Annotated in this window: 14 protein-coding genes; 7 read left to right on the top strand and 7 right to left on the bottom strand. The window is 64.1% G+C overall.

Annotation, left to right across the window (positions count from 1 at the left end; genetic code table 11):
- Nucleotides 1-247 precede the first annotated feature (247 nt).
- From AC1Q64_RS22060 to AC1Q64_RS22050, 3 genes are all read left to right on the top strand, one after another.
- The gene (locus tag AC1Q64_RS22060; RefSeq protein WP_492252838.1) at nt 248-1,492 is read left to right on the top strand and encodes a CmpA/NrtA family ABC transporter substrate-binding protein; all 1,245 of its coding nucleotides are present in this window, start codon (nt 248-250) and stop codon (nt 1,490-1,492) included.
- A gap of 63 nt (nt 1,493-1,555) precedes the next feature.
- Complete coding sequence (gene ntrB / locus AC1Q64_RS22055; protein WP_492252837.1) at nt 1,556-2,518, top strand: nitrate ABC transporter permease; 963 nt, start codon at nt 1,556-1,558, stop codon at nt 2,516-2,518.
- Entirely contained in the window at nt 2,515-3,348 is an 834-nt protein-coding gene (locus AC1Q64_RS22050; RefSeq protein WP_291437841.1) for an ABC transporter ATP-binding protein, read from the top strand. Before ntrB ends, AC1Q64_RS22050 begins: the two co-directional genes overlap by 4 nt.
- A gap of 229 nt (nt 3,349-3,577) precedes the next feature.
- Here the strand turns inward: AC1Q64_RS22050 and AC1Q64_RS22045 are convergent, their stop codons facing one another.
- Entirely contained in the window at nt 3,578-4,015 is a 438-nt protein-coding gene (locus AC1Q64_RS22045) for a CBS domain-containing protein (RefSeq protein ID WP_291437842.1), read from the bottom strand.
- 537 nt (nt 4,016-4,552) lie between these two features.
- On the opposite strand from AC1Q64_RS22045, the gene AC1Q64_RS22040 reads away from it, so the two are divergent.
- Both AC1Q64_RS22040 and AC1Q64_RS22035 read left to right on the top strand, forming a co-directional pair.
- The gene (locus AC1Q64_RS22040; protein ID WP_056058312.1) at nt 4,553-4,843 is read left to right on the top strand and encodes a DUF4148 domain-containing protein; all 291 of its coding nucleotides are present in this window, start codon (nt 4,553-4,555) and stop codon (nt 4,841-4,843) included.
- 84 nt (nt 4,844-4,927) lie between these two features.
- A complete protein-coding gene (locus AC1Q64_RS22035) occupies nt 4,928-5,221 on the top strand; it encodes a DUF4148 domain-containing protein (protein ID WP_291437843.1) in 294 nt (97 codons plus the stop codon).
- Nucleotides 5,222-5,380: 159 nt separating this feature from the next.
- Here AC1Q64_RS22035 and AC1Q64_RS22030 read toward each other — a convergent pair whose 3' ends face one another.
- From AC1Q64_RS22030 to AC1Q64_RS22015, 4 genes are read right to left on the bottom strand one after another with little or no spacing between them, the layout of a single operon-like run.
- A complete protein-coding gene (locus AC1Q64_RS22030; RefSeq protein WP_291437844.1) occupies nt 5,381-6,400 on the bottom strand; it encodes a TRAP transporter substrate-binding protein in 1,020 nt (339 codons plus the stop codon).
- A 41-nt stretch (nt 6,401-6,441) separates the two neighbouring features.
- On the bottom strand, nt 6,442-7,734 hold the full coding sequence (locus AC1Q64_RS22025; RefSeq protein ID WP_492252836.1) for a TRAP transporter large permease: 1,293 nt from the start codon (nt 7,732-7,734) through the stop codon (nt 6,442-6,444).
- 2 nt (nt 7,735-7,736) lie between these two features.
- Nucleotides 7,737-8,249 (bottom strand): TRAP transporter small permease, encoded by a 513-nt coding sequence (locus AC1Q64_RS22020; RefSeq protein WP_492252835.1) that lies wholly within the window; start codon nt 8,247-8,249, stop codon nt 7,737-7,739.
- Entirely contained in the window at nt 8,246-8,767 is a 522-nt protein-coding gene (locus tag AC1Q64_RS22015; RefSeq protein ID WP_492252834.1) for a gluconokinase, read from the bottom strand. The genes AC1Q64_RS22020 and AC1Q64_RS22015 overlap by 4 nt, the downstream gene beginning before the upstream one ends.
- Before the next feature lie 168 nt (nt 8,768-8,935).
- Between AC1Q64_RS22015 and gntR the strand changes: the two genes are divergently transcribed.
- A complete protein-coding gene (gene gntR / locus AC1Q64_RS22010) occupies nt 8,936-9,961 on the top strand; it encodes an HTH-type transcriptional regulator GntR (protein WP_492252833.1) in 1,026 nt (341 codons plus the stop codon).
- 121 nt (nt 9,962-10,082) lie between these two features.
- Here the strand turns inward: gntR and AC1Q64_RS22005 are convergent, their stop codons facing one another.
- A complete protein-coding gene (locus AC1Q64_RS22005) occupies nt 10,083-11,732 on the bottom strand; it encodes a methyl-accepting chemotaxis protein (protein ID WP_492252832.1) in 1,650 nt (549 codons plus the stop codon).
- Nucleotides 11,733-12,220: 488 nt separating this feature from the next.
- Here AC1Q64_RS22005 and AC1Q64_RS22000 point away from each other — a divergent pair, with 488 nt between their 5' ends.
- The gene (locus tag AC1Q64_RS22000; protein WP_056058267.1) at nt 12,221-13,435 is read left to right on the top strand and encodes an MFS transporter; all 1,215 of its coding nucleotides are present in this window, start codon (nt 12,221-12,223) and stop codon (nt 13,433-13,435) included.
- A gap of 266 nt (nt 13,436-13,701) precedes the next feature.
- Here AC1Q64_RS22000 and AC1Q64_RS21995 read toward each other — a convergent pair whose 3' ends face one another.
- On the bottom strand, nt 13,702-15,483 hold the full coding sequence (locus tag AC1Q64_RS21995; protein ID WP_492252831.1) for a bifunctional protein-serine/threonine kinase/phosphatase: 1,782 nt from the start codon (nt 15,481-15,483) through the stop codon (nt 13,702-13,704).
- Between the last annotated feature and the right edge of the window lie 209 nt (nt 15,484-15,692).

The following is a 15,692-nucleotide window of genomic DNA, read 5'->3' as shown; positions in this document are numbered from 1 at the left end:
CAACCAACGCTCCAATATGGCGCAGCGCGCGCTGGCACGCGCTTTGCATTGCACAGTGCAAGACCAATGCAGGTCTGACCACTGACAGCACTGACCCAACGGCGGGCCGGTGCTGGCAAGGAGCCCCGGACCCGTTCCAGGCTCCACCCAGGACAAAGGCGTCCCCACCCGCTCCCGGCATTGCTTTGATGCAGCCAGGCGCGGTGTGAGGACGCCTTTTTGTTTTTCACGCCACCAGGGATGCCCCATGACCGATCTGTTGAAAACCAGCCTCAACCGCCGCACCGTGCTGCAGGCCGCCACCGTGGGCGCTGTGGGTGTGAGCCCCGCGCTGCGCGCACTCGTCCACGCAGCGGGCTCAGACGCCCCCGAGAAGAAGGAAGTCAAGATTGGCTTCATCCCGCTGACCGACTGCGCCAGCGTGGTCATGGCGTCGGTGCTGGGCTTTGACAAGAAATACGGCGTGACCATCGTCCCCAACAAGGAAGCCAGCTGGGCCGGCGTGCGTGACAAGCTGGTGAACGGTGAACTGGACTTTGCCCACGTACTGTACGGCCTGGTCTACGGAGTGCACCTGGGCACCGCCGGCCCCAAGAAGGACATGGCCGTGCTGATGAACCTGAACAACAACGGCCAGGCCATCACGCTCTCCAAAGCCCTGGCCGACAAGGGCGCGGTGGATGGCCCGTCCCTGGCCAAGCTCATGGCCAGCGAGAAGCGTGAATACACATTTGCGGGCACCTTCCCCACCGGCACCCACGCGATGTGGATGCACTACTGGCTGGCAGCGGCGGGCATCAACCCGCTGTCGGGTGCCAAGCTCATCACCGTGCCCCCGCCGCAGATGGTGGCCAACATGCGCGTGGGCAACATGGACGGCTTTTGTGTGGGCGAGCCCTGGAACCACCGCGCCATCATGGATGGCATCGGCATCACGGCCAACACCACGCAGGACATCTGGAAGGACCACCCCGAAAAGGTGCTGGGCACCACGGCCGAGTTCGTCAAGAAGTACCCCAACACTACGCGCGCCGTGATGATGGCCGTGCTCGAAGCCAGCCAGTGGATCGACGCCAGCCTGTCCAACAAGATGAAGATGGCCGAAACCGTGGCCGGCAAGGCGTATGTGAACACGGGCGTGGATGCCATCAACCAGCGCATCCTGGGCCGCTACCAGAATGGTCTGGGCAAGACCTGGGACGACCCCAACCACATGAAGTTCTTCAACGATGGCGCGGTGAACTTCCCCTACCTCTCGGACGGCATGTGGTTCCTCACCCAGCACAAGCGCTGGGGCCTGCTCAAGACCCACCCCGACTACCTGGCCGTGGCCAAGGAGGTCAACCAGGTGGACCTGTACAAGTCGGTGGCCAGCGCCATGAAGATCAATGTACCCAAGGATGTGCTGCGCACCAGCAAGTTCATCGACGGCGTGGTGTGGGATGGCAAGGACCCCGCCAAGTACGCCGACGGCTTCAAGATCAAGGCCTGACGGCAGCCCTGCCCCAGCGCCCTCCCGGCCACCCCGCAAGCAAGCCCTGCACAGGAGAAAACCATGGTCAGTGCCGTCTTTCACTCCCCGTTGGATGCAGCCCCCGTGGCCGCACAGAATGCTATGAATACTGTAGCTGCAAGCGCAACATCCACTAGCGCAAGAAGCCAAAAGGCTGCAACATCTGCCCCCAAGTCACCCGCTGCGCCCACCAGCGTGGCCACTGGCCGCGACTGGTCCGCCCTCTCGCGCAGCTTCTGGCTGGCCGTGCTGCCGCCGCTGTGTGGCCTGGGCCTGCTCGTCGGCCTGTGGGCGGTGGTCTCCACCACCACGGGCGGCAGCATCCCCAGCCCCAAGGACACCTGGCTGCAGGCGCTGGAGGTGTTCAGCAACCCCTTCTACCGCAACGGCCCCAACGACCAGGGAGTGGGCTGGAACGTGCTGATGAGCCTGCAGCGCGTGGCCATCGGCTTCGGCATGGCGGCGCTGGTGGGCATCCCCGCGGGGTTTGTGATCGGACGCTTCAACTTCCTGTCGCGCATGTTCAATCCGCTCATCAGCCTGCTGCGCCCCGTGTCGCCGCTGGCGTGGCTGCCGATCGGTCTGCTGGTCTTCAAGGGCGCCAACCCGGCGGCCATCTGGACCATCTTCATCTGCTCCATCTGGCCCATGATCATCAACACCGCCGTGGGTGTGCAGCGCGTACCGCAGGACTACATGAACGTGGCCCGCGTGCTCAACCTGAGCGAATGGAAGATCGCCACCAAGATCCTGTTCCCCGCCGTGCTGCCCTACATGCTGACCGGCGTGCGCCTGGCCGTGGGCACCGCGTGGCTGGTGATCGTGGCGGCAGAGATGCTGACCGGCGGCGTGGGCATCGGCTTCTGGGTGTGGGACGAGTGGAACAACCTCAACGTCAAGAACATCATCATCGCGATCTTCGTGATCGGCATCGTCGGGCTGCTGCTGGAGTTTGCACTCATCAAGCTGGCCACCGCATTTACGTTTGAAGAGGTGAAAGCATGAACACGACAGCTCCATCCACCCACCCTTCCATGAGCACCAAGTTCATCGAGATCCACGGCGTCGAGCAGACCTTCAAGACGGCCAAGGGCCTGTTCCCGGCGCTTCGCGACATCCACCTGACGATTGCCAAGGGCGAGTTCGTGGCGCTCATCGGCCACTCGGGCTGTGGCAAGTCCACGCTGCTCAACCTGATCGCAGGCCTGACCACGCCCACCAACGGTGCGCTGCTGTGCGCCAACAAGGAGATCAAGGGCCCCGGACCAGAGCGTGCGGTGGTGTTCCAGAACCATTCGCTGCTGCCCTGGCTCACCTGCTTTGACAACATCTACCTGGCGGTGGAGCGCGTGTTTGGTGGCAAGGAAACCAAGGCCCAGCTCAAGGCACGCACCGACGCCGCGCTGGCCCTGGTGGGCCTCACGCCCGCCGGGCAAAAACGGCCCGGCGAAATATCTGGCGGCATGAAGCAGCGCGTAGGGATTGCGCGTGCTTTGAGCATGGAACCTCAGGTGCTACTGATGGACGAGCCGTTTGGCGCATTGGACGCGTTGACCCGCGCCAAGCTGCAGGACGAGTTGCTGGAGATCGTGGCGCGCACCCAGAGCACCGTGGTCATGGTGACCCACGACGTGGACGAGGCCGTGCTGCTGTCCGACAAGATCGTGATGATGACCAATGGCCCTGCTGCCACGATTGGCGAGGTGCTGACCGTGGACTTGCCCCGCCCCCGCAAGCGCGTGGAGCTGGCCGAGGACCCGCAGTATGTGCACTACCGCAAGGCAGTGATCGACTTCCTCTACACGCGCCAGGGCCACGTCGAAAAAGCCGCTTGAGCCGCCGGGTCGGCGGCGACCCGGCGGCCCGAAAAAAAAGGCTCTGACCAGGTGGGTCAGAGCCCTTTTTCGTTGTGCCCCCATGGCAGGTCCGTCGCACGCGCGCAACTCCAGACCAGTGCACCCCCGCACGGGCAGCCCTGCAGCGCTAGGTGCGCCCCCCTTCCCGAGAATGGCGCAGCCATTCAAGGGAAGGGGGGAAGGCGCGCAGCGCCTCAGGGGGTTGCTCCTAGTGACTACCGGTGATGTAGTTCTCCAGCTGCTCAATGATGAATTTCTGCTCGGAAATGATGTCCTTGACCAGATCACCGATGGAAATCATGCCCACCAGCTTGCCACCGTCCACCACGGGCAGGTGGCGCAGGCGGTTGTTGCTCATGAGCTGCATGCACTGCTCGCTGGTCTGATCAGGGCGCACAAACATCACGGCCGAGGTCATCACATCCTTGACCTGGGTGACGGCTGAAGTGCGCCCCATGAGGGCGATTTTGCGGGCGTAGTCCCGCTCGGTGAAGATGCCGACAATGGACGCGCCCTCGGTCACGATGAGCGCGCCAATGCCCTTGTCGGCCATGAGCTGGAGGGCATCCAGCACAGAAGCGGCGGGGCTGATGGTTTGGACGGTAGCGTCGGGTTTGGACTGAAGAATCTTGGCGACTGCGGTCATGGAAACCTCCCTCGTGAAAACGGAAACGGGCACAAAGAGATTTCAGCCCATAAGCCCCGCGCGCGCAACCCACGCAAGCCCCATATGCAGCGCTTTTTGATCATCCTGTTGCACGGCGAATGCAACGGATGTTTCTGCGCCGTTGCATACCGCCTCGCGCGAAACAAACTGAAAAGAAGCGAAACCGCGGCGAGACGACGCCCCCGGCCTGGCCCGGCACGATCGAGCCCATGTTCACCGCACCGACCACGCAACCATCTCCAGCATCTGGCGCCTGCCAGCGTCCAGCGGTTTCCCAGACCAACCGCCAGGGTTCCGAAGGCGGGCAGATACGGCAGACGGCCCGGAAGATTGTTTCCAATACTGGAACAGTTAGTTCGCGACTCAGTGGTTTTTCTCTGAACAGCACCGGCGTACAGTTCATCCCATCGATGAGCCGAACCCGCAAGGCGACTCACCGAACCCGGTGCGAAGCGAGTCGTTTTTGATCTTCACCCGGTTTTTTGAGACGCTTTTTTAACTTCAAGGATTTCCATCATGAACAACACCGCACGTTTCCTCTCTATCGCTGCTGTTGCCGCTTTCGCTTCTTTTGGTGCCCAGGCCGACGAAGCCGACGCTTCGCAGTTCGCCACCCAATTCGAAACCAGCCGCACCCGCGCCGAAGTGATCGCCGAAGCCGCCACCGCTGTACAAATGCGCAGCCAAGAGCCCGCTGGTTCCCGTGTGGTGACCTACAAGTCCACGGCCGACCGTGCCGCTGTGCGTGCCGAAGCTGCCGCACAAGCCATGCGCACTGGCCGCGTGGGCCCTGCTGAAGGCGGTTGATTCAATTTTTTGAATCCACAGTTTCATCCACCGCGTATCCCAGATACCTCGTCCCCATTTTTTGAATTTCACAGGAGTTTCATCATGAACAAGACTGCCCGTTTCCTCTCTATCGCTGCTGTTGCTGCTTTTGCTTCTTTTGGTGCCCAGGCTGACGAAGCCGATGCTTCGCAATTTGCCACCAAGTTCGAAACCAACCGCACCCGCGCTGAAGTGCAAGCCGAAGCCGCTACCGTGGCCCAAACCCGCTCGATCGAACCCGCTGGTTCGCGTGTGGTGACCTACAAGTCCACGGCTGACCGCGCTGCCGTGCGTGCCCAGGCTGCTGAAGCCCTGCGCACCGGCCAGATCTCGTCCGGCGAAATCGGCTCCATGTAATTCGCTGGGCCTGCACCGCGGTGCAGGCAGATGATTGCAAATGCCAAAAGGCCGAGGCCCCTGCAGGGGCCTCGGCCTTTTTGATGGCGCTTCGCTAAAAACAGAAGCTCGAAGCCCACCGACAGCTTAACGGCTGCCGCCGAGGGGCTCCACCAAGATTTACTTGCCTGCGCGCGCCTGAGCCACCGCGGCCTGCACGTCCTTCCACAACGCTTCGCCCACGTTGGCGGCAATGCTGGCGTTCACGGCACTGAGCTTTTCGCGCATGCGGTTGGCTTCAGCTGCAGGCAAATCATTGACCTGCATGCCCTTGCCCTTGAGGTCGGCCAGCGCCTTGTCGGCCTCGGCACGGGTGTCCTGGCGCTCGAAGTCGCGGCTCTTCTTGGCGGCGTCAAGCAGCACCTTCTGCTCGGCCTTCGACAGGCCATCCCAGTACTTCTTGCTGACCAGCACGATCCAGGGGCTGTAGACGTGATTGGTCACGGTGAGGTACTTTTGCACCTCATAGAACTTGCTCGACAGGATGGTGTTGTAGGGGTTCTCCTGGCCGTCCACCGTCTTGGTTTCCAGCGCGGTGAAGAGCTCGGAGAACGGCAGCGGCACCGCGTTGGCGCCCAGGGTCTTGAAGCTGTCGAGGAACACGTTGTTCTGCATCACGCGCAGCTTGATGCCGTCCATGTCTTCCAACTTGTTGACCGGGCGCTTGCTGTTGGTGAGGTTGCGAAAGCCGTTCTCCCAATACACCAGGCCCACCAGGCCTTTTTCCTGCAGCTTGTCCATCACCTTCTGGCCCACGGGGCCGTCCAGCACCACATCGGCTTCCTTGGCGTTGTTGAACAGGAACGGCGTGTCCCAGATGGCCATTTCCTTGGTGATGCCCACCAGGGTGGCAGTGGAGCCCACCATCATCTCCTGCGCGCCGCCGATCAGGGCCTGCTGCATTTGCACATCCGAGCCCAGTGCGGCGGCACCGATGGCGCGAATCTTCATCTTGCCGCCCGAGGCCTTTTCCACTTCCTGCGCAAACAGCTTGGTGGCCCGGCCCTGGTTGGAGTCCTCGTTCAGGCCGTAGCCAAAACGGATGATGCGCGGCTTGAAGTCTTGCGCAGCCACCTGGAACGAGCAGGTGATGGCAGCCACCGACAGGGCGGCGAGCAGGGTACGGCGGAAAGGTTTCATGGTTGTCTCCATTGCAGGGGGGAAGGAAAGCGAAGGGGTCGTCAACGCAACCAGACGACAGGCGCGGTCACGATCTGGGGAAAAACCACCAGCAGCGCCAGGATCAGCACGTAGGTAAAGAGAAACGGGTTCACGCCCTTGATGACACTGTGCATCGAAATGCGCCCCACGCCAGCCACCACATTGAGCACGGTGCCCACCGGGGGGGTGATGAGACCAATGGCGCCGTTGAGCACGAACATCAGGCCGAAATACACCGGGTCGATGCCCGCCTTCACGGCGATAGGCAGCATCACGGGCGCAAAGATCAGGATGGTGGGTGTCAGGTCGAGCGCCGTGCCGATCAGCACCAGAACGATCATCATCACGGCCATCAAGAGGCGCGGGTTCTCTACCAGCGGGCCCAGCCAGCTCGTCAGCACATTGGGCAGGTCGGCCAGCGTGATCATGTAGCTGGCCACCTGGGCACCCGCACACAAAAACATCACGATGGAGGTCGTCTTGGCCGCCCGCACCAGCACGCCGTAGATGTCGGCGAGCTTCATCTCGCGGTGGATGAAAAGTGCCACCACCAGCGCATAGAACGCGGCCACCACGGCAGCCTCCGTGGGCGTGAACACGCCGGTCTTCATGCCGCCGATGATGATGAGAGGCATCAGCATGGCCCAAAAGGCGCGCACCGTGGCGCGCAGGCGGTCCTGGATGGGCAGCGGCTCGCCTTTTGGCAGGTCGATGCCGCGCAGCACCCAGCGCCAGGCAAAGATGAGACCCGCGCCCATCATCAGCCCCGGCACGATGCCCGACACAAACAGCGCCGAGATCGACGTGTTGGTCGTCACGCCGTAGATCACAAAAGGCATGGATGGCGGAATGATGGGCGCAATGATCCCGCCCGAAGCAATCAGCCCGGCGGACGTGTTCATCGGGTAGCCCTGCTGGCGCATCATGGGCAGCAGGATGGTGGCCAGCGCCGCCGTGTCGGCCAGGGCCGAGCCACTCATGCTGGCCATCAGCACCGCAGCGCCAATGGCCACGTAGCCCAGCCCGCCCCGGATGTGCCCCACCCAGGCCTGGGCCATGTCGATGATGCGGCGACTGATACCGCCGGAGTTCATCAGCTCACCCGCCAGGATGAAGAACGGCACGGCCAGGAGCGGAAAGCTGTCCACGCCGGCCACCAGGTTCTGTGCGAGCAACTGCGCGTCCCAGAAGTCGAGCACCCAGGCCATCCCGGCGCCCGTGAGCACCAAGGCCAGGCCCATGTTCATGCCCGTGCCCATCAGCACCAGCATGCCCAGCGAAAAAACAAGAAAAGCCTGTGCTTCGGGTCCCATGGTCACTCCACCTCAGCGCCATGACCGAGGTCCAGCGGCTTGCGTTGAATCAATTCGATGGTTGCCATCACGCCAATGGCCACTGCGCACAAAAAGGCGGGCAGTGGCAGCAGCGCCGCCGGGTACGCCATGACGACCGAACGGCTGCCCATTCCCACCACCACCTGCTGCCAGGCACCCCAGGCCAGCATGGCGCTGGCGGTGATCACCAGCAGCCGGATCACGGCCGTCAGCAGGCCAAAGGCCACCGGGCGTTTGGCCAAAAGGCCTGCCAGGCTGGTAAAGGCCATGTGCTCACCGGCGGGGTAAGCCGCCGCAGCACCGATGAACACCATCCAGACGAACAGCAGGCGAGACAGCTCTTCGCTGGCCGCCACGCCGCTGCCAAAGCCGTAGCGGAGCACCACGTTGATGAACACGGCCACGGCCATCACGCCGAGGCAGCTGGCCATGAGCACTTGGGAGATCCGTGCAAAGCGGCTCTGCGGCACGGCATGTTGTGCGGGGGTACTCATGCGGTCTCCTTCGTTGCCAGCCAGGCCGATGCCTGTTGCTGCAGCGTGGGCAGGTCCAGCAGCGCATCCAGGCGCAACACACCGGCTTCACCCACGGGCGACTCCAGCGTTGCGAACTGGCTGTCCACCAGTGCGCTGGAGAAGAAATGCGTATCGGCACGGGCCGCCACACGTTGGCCTGCATTGGCGCGGTCAATCTCCAGAAAGACGAACCGTAGACCGGGGCAGGCGTTGCGCAAGCGGTCCCGATAAGCCTTCTTAAGTGCAGAGCAGGTTAGTACCGCGCCTTGTGGCTGGTTCTGCAGCAGCTGCCCCAATGTGGCCAGCCAGCCTTCGCGGTCCGCATCGGTCAATGCAATGCCCTGGCGCATCTTTTCGCGGCTGGCGGGGCTGTGGTGGTCATCCCCTTCGACCAGGGGCAGGCCTTCGGCCTGGGCCAGGGCTGAACCCAGGCTCGACTTGCCACAACCTGCCACGCCCATGACGACCAAAAAAGCTGGTGACGCTTGAAAACTCATATTGGTAGCGCTATCCAAACAATCCATAAAAAAGGCATCCGCTCTGGATGCCGCACAAACTGTGGAAACTTGTGCAACTTCATCCAAAATGCATGCTGTTGCCTTGCCCACAGACTTGGACAGCGCTATCCTAACCAGATCAATCTCTAGCCCCATGAGGGTTAACCCTTGAACAAACCCGAGACAAAACGCCGCTCCAGCGGCCGCATCACGCTGAGCGACGTGGCCAAGGCCGCAGAGGTCAGCCCCATCACCGCGTCCCGCGCTCTGCGTGGCGAGCGCGGCGTGGCGCAAGAACTGGTGCAGCGCGTAAAAGCCGCCGCCGACCAACTGGGCTACGTGCCCGACCCCGCAGCCCGCGCGTTGGCCTCACAACGCAGCGTGCAGGTGCCGGTGCTGGTGCCGCTGCTGTCCAACGCGCTGTTTGTGGACGTGCTGGAGGCCGTGCACCGTACGCTGTTCCCGCAGGGCTACCAGGCACTGATTGGCGTCACGCACTACGACCCGCAGGAAGAAGAGCAACTGCTGCGCACTTACCTCGCGCACCGCCCGGCGGGCTTATTGGTCACCGGCTTTGACCGCACCGAGGCCGCGCGCCACCTGATCGCTGCCAGCGGCGTGCCCTGCGTGCACCTGATGGAGATGACCTCGGCCCCCGGCGTGTTCTGCGTGGGGTTTTCGCAGCAGGACGCAGGCCACAGCATGACAGCCCACCTGCTGGCGCGGGGCTACCAAAAAATCGCCTTTGTGGCCGCACAGCTGGACCCGCGCACCATGCAGCGCGCCGAGGGCTACCGCCGCTGCCTGCGCGAAGCAGGCCTGTACGACCCCAAGCTGGAGCTGCTGAGCCCGCAGCCCTCATCGATGCGGCTGGGGGGTGAACTGCTGGAAGAGCTGCTGCGCACCCGCCCCGGTGTCGATGCCGTGTTCTTCTGCAATGACGACTTGGCCCAGGGCGGCCTGCTGGCCGCGCAGCGCCTGGGTCTGTCGGTGCCAGGCCAGGTGGCCATTGCGGGCTTCAACGACCTGGCAGGCAGCGACCAGATGCTGCCGCCGCTGACCACGGTGCGCACGCCCCGCTCTGCCGTGGGCGAGGCCAGCGCGCGCATGCTGCTGGCGCTGATGCGCGGCGAGGTGCCAGAGTACAACTCGGTGAATCTGGGGTTTGAGTTGACGGTGCGCGAGAGTACGTAAGCGCATCTGAGCCGCCTCGCCTGCTCCCCCTTGGACGCCACCCTGGGCCTGGCAAACCCTGTTCCAAGTTGGCACGGAAGCACCACGCCAATCCAAAGAGAGACGGAAACGCAGGGCGGGTTCAGGCCGCCGCCAGCGCCCGGCTGCTGGACGATGTCTTCATCTCCTTGCGCAGCGCCACCGCATCGCGCGACTGTGCTGGTGCCGAGGCATCGATGCGGAACACCTGCACGGTCTCGGTCATGGTCTGCGCCTGGCCATTGAGCTGCATGGCCGAGGCCGCGTTCTCTTCCACCAGCGCGGCGTTTTGCTGCGTGATGGTGTCCAGCTGTGCCACAGCAGAGTTGACCTGCGAGATGCCGCTGAGCTGCTCATTCGAGGCGCTGTGGATCTCGCCAATCAGTGTGTTGACCCGGCGCACCAGCTCCAGCGACTCGGTCATGGTTTTCTGCGCAGCGTCGGTTTTTTCATGGCCCTCGGTCACCTTGGTGGCCGAGTCGTCGATGAGCTGCCGGATCTCCTTGGCGGCCGAGAGCGTGCGGTGCGACAGGCTGCGCACCTCGGAGGCCACCACCGCAAAGCCCCGCCCCTGGTCCCCGGCGCGCGCAGCCTCCACTGCGGCGTTGAGGGCAAGGATGTTGGTCTGAAAGGCAATGGAGTCGATCAGCTGCGTGATCTCGCTGATGCGGCCGGATGCAGCCTGGATCTGCTTCATGGTGCTGGCCACACCGTCCACAGCGGCACTGCTGCGCTCGGTGACCTGGGTGGCCTGGGTCGCCAACACCGTGGCCTGGCGCGCGGATTCGGCGGTTTGCTTGACGGTGCCGGTGATTTCTTCCATCGACGCGGCTGTCTGCTGCAGGTTGCTGGCCTGCGCCTCGGTGCGCGACGACAGGTCCTGGTTGCCCTGGGCAATCTCCCGGGTGGAGACCTGCATGTGCTCGCTCTCCTGCCGAGCGTCCCGCACGATGGACAGCAGGTTCACGTTGAGCTGCGCCAGCGCCTTTTGCAGCTGGCCCACCGTGTCGCTGCGCGACGCCGATATCTTCTGGGTAAGGTCGCCCGCGGCCATGCGGTTGGCCCACAGCAGCATCTGCGACAACGGCGCCACCGTGACCTGGTGCAGGTAGACCGCCATGCCCAGCGCCAGCACCACCACCCCCAGCCACGCGGCCCCTGATGCCAGCGACAGCTTGTGCCCGCCCAGCAAGGCGGCGCACCACGAGGCCACCACCAGCAGCAAGGTACACACCATCATCTTGCCCATGGGCCCCAGCGCCAAAGCCCGGGCCACACGGCCCCACAGGGTGTCTTTGACCAGTTGCCCGGCCGAGAGCCGGTGCACCAGCGTGCCCGCCTGCTTTTCGGCCTGCATTTGCTTGTACAGCGACTCGGCCGCCTGGATCTGTTCGCGCGTGGCTTCGGTGCGCACCGACATGTAACCCGTGGGCTGGTCGCCCTGCATGAGCGGGGTGACGTTGGCCATCACCCAGTAAAACGTACCGTCCTTGCGCCGGTTCTTGACCGGGGCCGACCAGGGGATGCCTTTGGCGATGGTCTCCCACATGTCGCGGTAGGCCTCCTCGGGCATGTCGGGGTGTCGCACGATGTTGTGGGGCTGGCCCAGCAACTCTTCCTTTTCGTAGCCGCTGACCTCGATGAACATCGGGTTGCAGTACAGGATGCGGCCCTTGAGGTCCGTGGTGGACACCAGAGTCTGGCCCTTGGGAAACGCATATTCGTGCTGGCTGACCGGCAGATTGACGCGCATGGGAACCCCATTTCGTAGATGCCTTGTCGCTCCCTGACCGGGCAACACGGCAGTGGAAAAGCCGAACACATCCTATGACGAAGGCCATGGATTTGAAACAGAAAAATGGCACCTCCATCGCGAACTCACCAACTCAGTGCGCAACACCAACACTGTGCGTCGCACTCCGCTGCAATGCACCAAAGTGAGCATTTGGCAGAGAATGTGCTTCATTTTTGATAGCTGGCAGTGCTTAACTCACAAGCGCTTTATGGCAATTTCCTCACAATCCCTCCCCCATATCGGCACTGGCATAGCCATTGCTTGCCGTAAGGCGCGGCCAACGTTGGCCGCGTGTCAGCCCGGTGCAATGGCGGATTGGGCGAACAGGACGTTGGCGTCTTCACGGAGTGCGTTGGGGCTGGTCAGCCCGCGCGGTCCGTGTGGACGCCTTTTTGTTTTCTGGCCGGGCGAAGGGGTCACCCCCTCAGCCCTTTGCACTCACACCCATGCATTACTTCAGAGAGTTCCTCAAATCCGGCCACGCACCCACGCTGTGGGCGTCGTTTCTGTACTTCGGCTTTTCGTGCGCGGTGTGGGTCATCAACGGTGCGATGGCGCCGTTCATCCGCGAGAGCTTCCAGCTCTCCCCCACCCAGATGGGCATGATGCTGTCCATACCGATTTTTGCGGGAGCGCTGATGCGGTTTCCGCTGGGCATCCTGGCGCAGTACATCGGCCGCAAGCGCGCCACCCTGGTCGAGATGGCCGGCATCTTTTTGGCCATGGGCTATGGCTACCTGTTCGTGCACACCTTCAACGATCTGCTGGCGCTCGGCATCCTGCTGGGCGTGGCGGGGGCGAGTTTTGGTGTGGCGCTTTCGCTGGGCTCGGGCTCGTTTCCACCGCGCTACAAGGGCCTGGCCATGGGCATCGTGGGCGCAGGCAATGTGGGCACTGCCGTGGCAGCGCTGCTGGCGCCTGCCCTGGCGCAGAAGTTTGGCTGGCAGGCGGTGTATGGCTTTGCCGCCGTGAGCGTGGCCGTGCCCGCCGTGGTGATGGCGGTGTATGCGAAGGAACCGCCGGACCTCGCGCCCCACGCCACGTTTCGCGAACACATTGCCTGTCTCTTTGAAAAAGACGGCTGGGCGTTCAGCCTGATCTACGCCGTGACCTTTGGCGGCTTCATCGGTCTGACGGCCTTCCTGCCCAGCTACTTCTACGACCAGTTTGGCGTGAGCAAGGTGCAGGCAGGGCAACTGACCATGCTGGCCGCCTTTCTGGGTGCGGCACTGCGGGTGATGGGCGGCTGGCTGTCCGACCATTGGGGCGGCGTCAACACGCTCACGGGTGTGCTGGCCATCACCGCCGTGAGCATGGTGCTGTGCGGCCTGGCCGAAAACTCCTTGCCGGTGACGATGCTGCTGTTCCTGGTGTGTTTTGCGGCACTGGGCGCGGGCAACGGCGCGCTGTTCCAGCTGGTGCCGCTGCGCTGGCCGCTGTCCACGGCCGTCGCCGGCTCGATGATTGGCGAGATCGGCGCGCTGGGTGGCGGCCTCATCCCCAACGGCATGGGCTTTTCGCGCCAGTACACCGGCACCTACCTGTGGGGCTTTGTGGGCATTGCGGTGTGCGCCGCTGCCATGCTGGTGCTGTTGCGGGTTATGCAGATCCGCTGGACCCGCACGTGGGCGGAAAAGGGCGGTCGGGCACGCAGTGCCTGAGCTGGAGTAGCCAGCCAATGCGCAGCATTGCCCGCGTTTTCGCCAGAAGGGGGGCCGTGCGCGCAGCGCATGACCGGCGCTGAGCAAGTAAGCGCGACAGCGACAGCGCTTGCCAGACTTTCGCCAGAAGGGTGGCCGCGCCCGGGGCGCGTGAACGTCCGTAGTCAGTCAACGCGCCGGCCACCCCACATTTCAAGCCCAATCGTCACCAAGCGCATTTCTCATATGCATCGATAGCTATATTTTCAATAGCGAATCAATCGCTCTCATCGCGGCAGAAACAGCAGCCAATACACCAGCAACAGGTTCACCAGCACACTCACCGCCAGCGCGATCTTCCACAGCGCCGTGGCATCGCGCTGCATCAGCGGCTGCGGGCCAGGGGCGGACAAGGGACGCGAAGCCCCCCGCTCCAGGGCCAGCAGCAGTTCCTCGGCGGTTTCAAAGCGTTGTGTGCGCTGGCGGGCCACGGCCTTCAAGGCGATCTGGTCGAGCCAGATGGGCACGCTGGGGTTGTGGCGGCTGGGGGCCAGCGGGTCGCGGTGGTAGCGGCCCAGCTGGTACTGCACCACCTCGCCATAGGGCAGGCGCCCATGGCTCAGCAGCTGGTACAGCGTGACGCCCAGGGCAAACAGGTCGCTGCCCGCATCGGGCAACTGGCCGGCAGGGTCCCCGTTCTTTTCATAGCCCGGCCACTGCTCGGGGTTCATGTAGCTGGGGGTGCCTGCGTGCAGGCGGCGCGTGGCCTCGGGCTCGCGGCCCGACAGGGCCACGCCCAGGTCCAGCACCCGCAGCACGCCGTCGTCGCCCAGGTGCAGGTTGTCGGGCTTGATGTCGCGGTGCACCACCCCTTGCCGATGCAGCCAGCCCAGCACCTGCGCCGTCTGCATCACCACCGACACGGCCTGCGGCACGCCCAGGTGCTGGCGGCCGCGCAGGCGCTGGCCCAGGGTCTGGCCCGCATGCCAGTCATAGAGCAGATAAAACGCACTGGCGCCGGGGCTTGCACCGCCCTGCTCTGGCGGCCAGGTGTTCAGGCGCGCAAGGTGCACCGCCGCATGGCCGGACTGCATGCGCCGGGCCACCCAGGCCTCATGCGCCAGAGTGGCGCGCTCCTGCGCATCGTGCGCGCGGGCGGGCACCAGCGTCTTGAGCGCGTACAGCCGCTGTGTGGCCGGGTCGCGCACCTGGTAGATGCGGTGCACCCCGCTGTCGGCCACCAGCGCGGTCACCACCAGGCCATCCACCGGCTCGCCCACCTTGAGCAACGGTAACACTGGCAAGTGCTGCGCCCGGCGGGACTCATCCTGCAAGGTGGCTTCCAGCGCCCCCTGCACCCGCACCACCAGCGCGGTCACGTTGTCGGTGCTGCCCCGGCGCAGGGCTGCGCGTGTGATCTCCTCGCTCAGCGCCTGGGCGCTGGCGGCACTGGGGGTGTTGGCATCCTGCGGCTGCAGCAGCAACTGGCGCAGTTCACGCTCGGGCAGGCTGCCGTGCACGCCATCGGACAGCAGCACCAGCAGGTCACCGCTGTGCAGTTCGCCCTGGCTGTAATCCACCACCACATGGTCGTCCAGACCCATGGCGCGGGTGAGCTGGTGCGCCAGGTCACGCTGCGCCATCACATGGTCGGTCGTCAGCAGTTGCAGCCGGCCGCCCCGCAGCAGATAGGCGCGCGTATCGCCCACATGGGCCAACGTGTACGACTGGCCGCGCAGCACCACGGCGGTGAGCGTGGTCAGGCCCACGGCGGGCTGGCGGCGCCGGTTCATCGACGCCAGCCAGCCGTTGTGCGCGCTCAGGATGCGGTCCAGCGCCACGGTGGTGTCCCAGGTGTCGGGCGTGGCGAAGTAGTCGTTCACCAGGGTGTTCACCGTGGTCTGTGCGGCTTCTCGGCCCTTGCCTCCGGTGCTTACACCATCGGCAATGGCAGCAATGGCGCCGCGTTCCCGGTCGCGCCCCTGCCCCTGCAACAGGGCGGCAAAGTCTTCATTGACTTCGTTGCGCCCGGCCTGCGAGGTGTGGCCGATGTCCAGTTCAAAACTCATGCACCACCTCCATGCAGGTTCCATGCCCAAGGTGGTGCATGCACGCACCGCGCCGCGCAGCCGAGCCACCCGTCAACACCCAAAACTCCGCCCTCTGCAGGGCGGACAACACCGGATCACCCCACATCAGTGCACAAACTCTGGCACGGGCATTGCTTACCCGAAGCAACGGCCCAGCTGGGCCACGCAATTCAGCGGTGCAACGGCGC

The organism is Acidovorax sp. GW835-FHT14G06 (genome assembly GCF_058793595.1).
The sequence above is the reverse complement of the archived record's forward strand: the minus strand, read 5'-3'. Positions and strand labels throughout refer to the sequence as shown.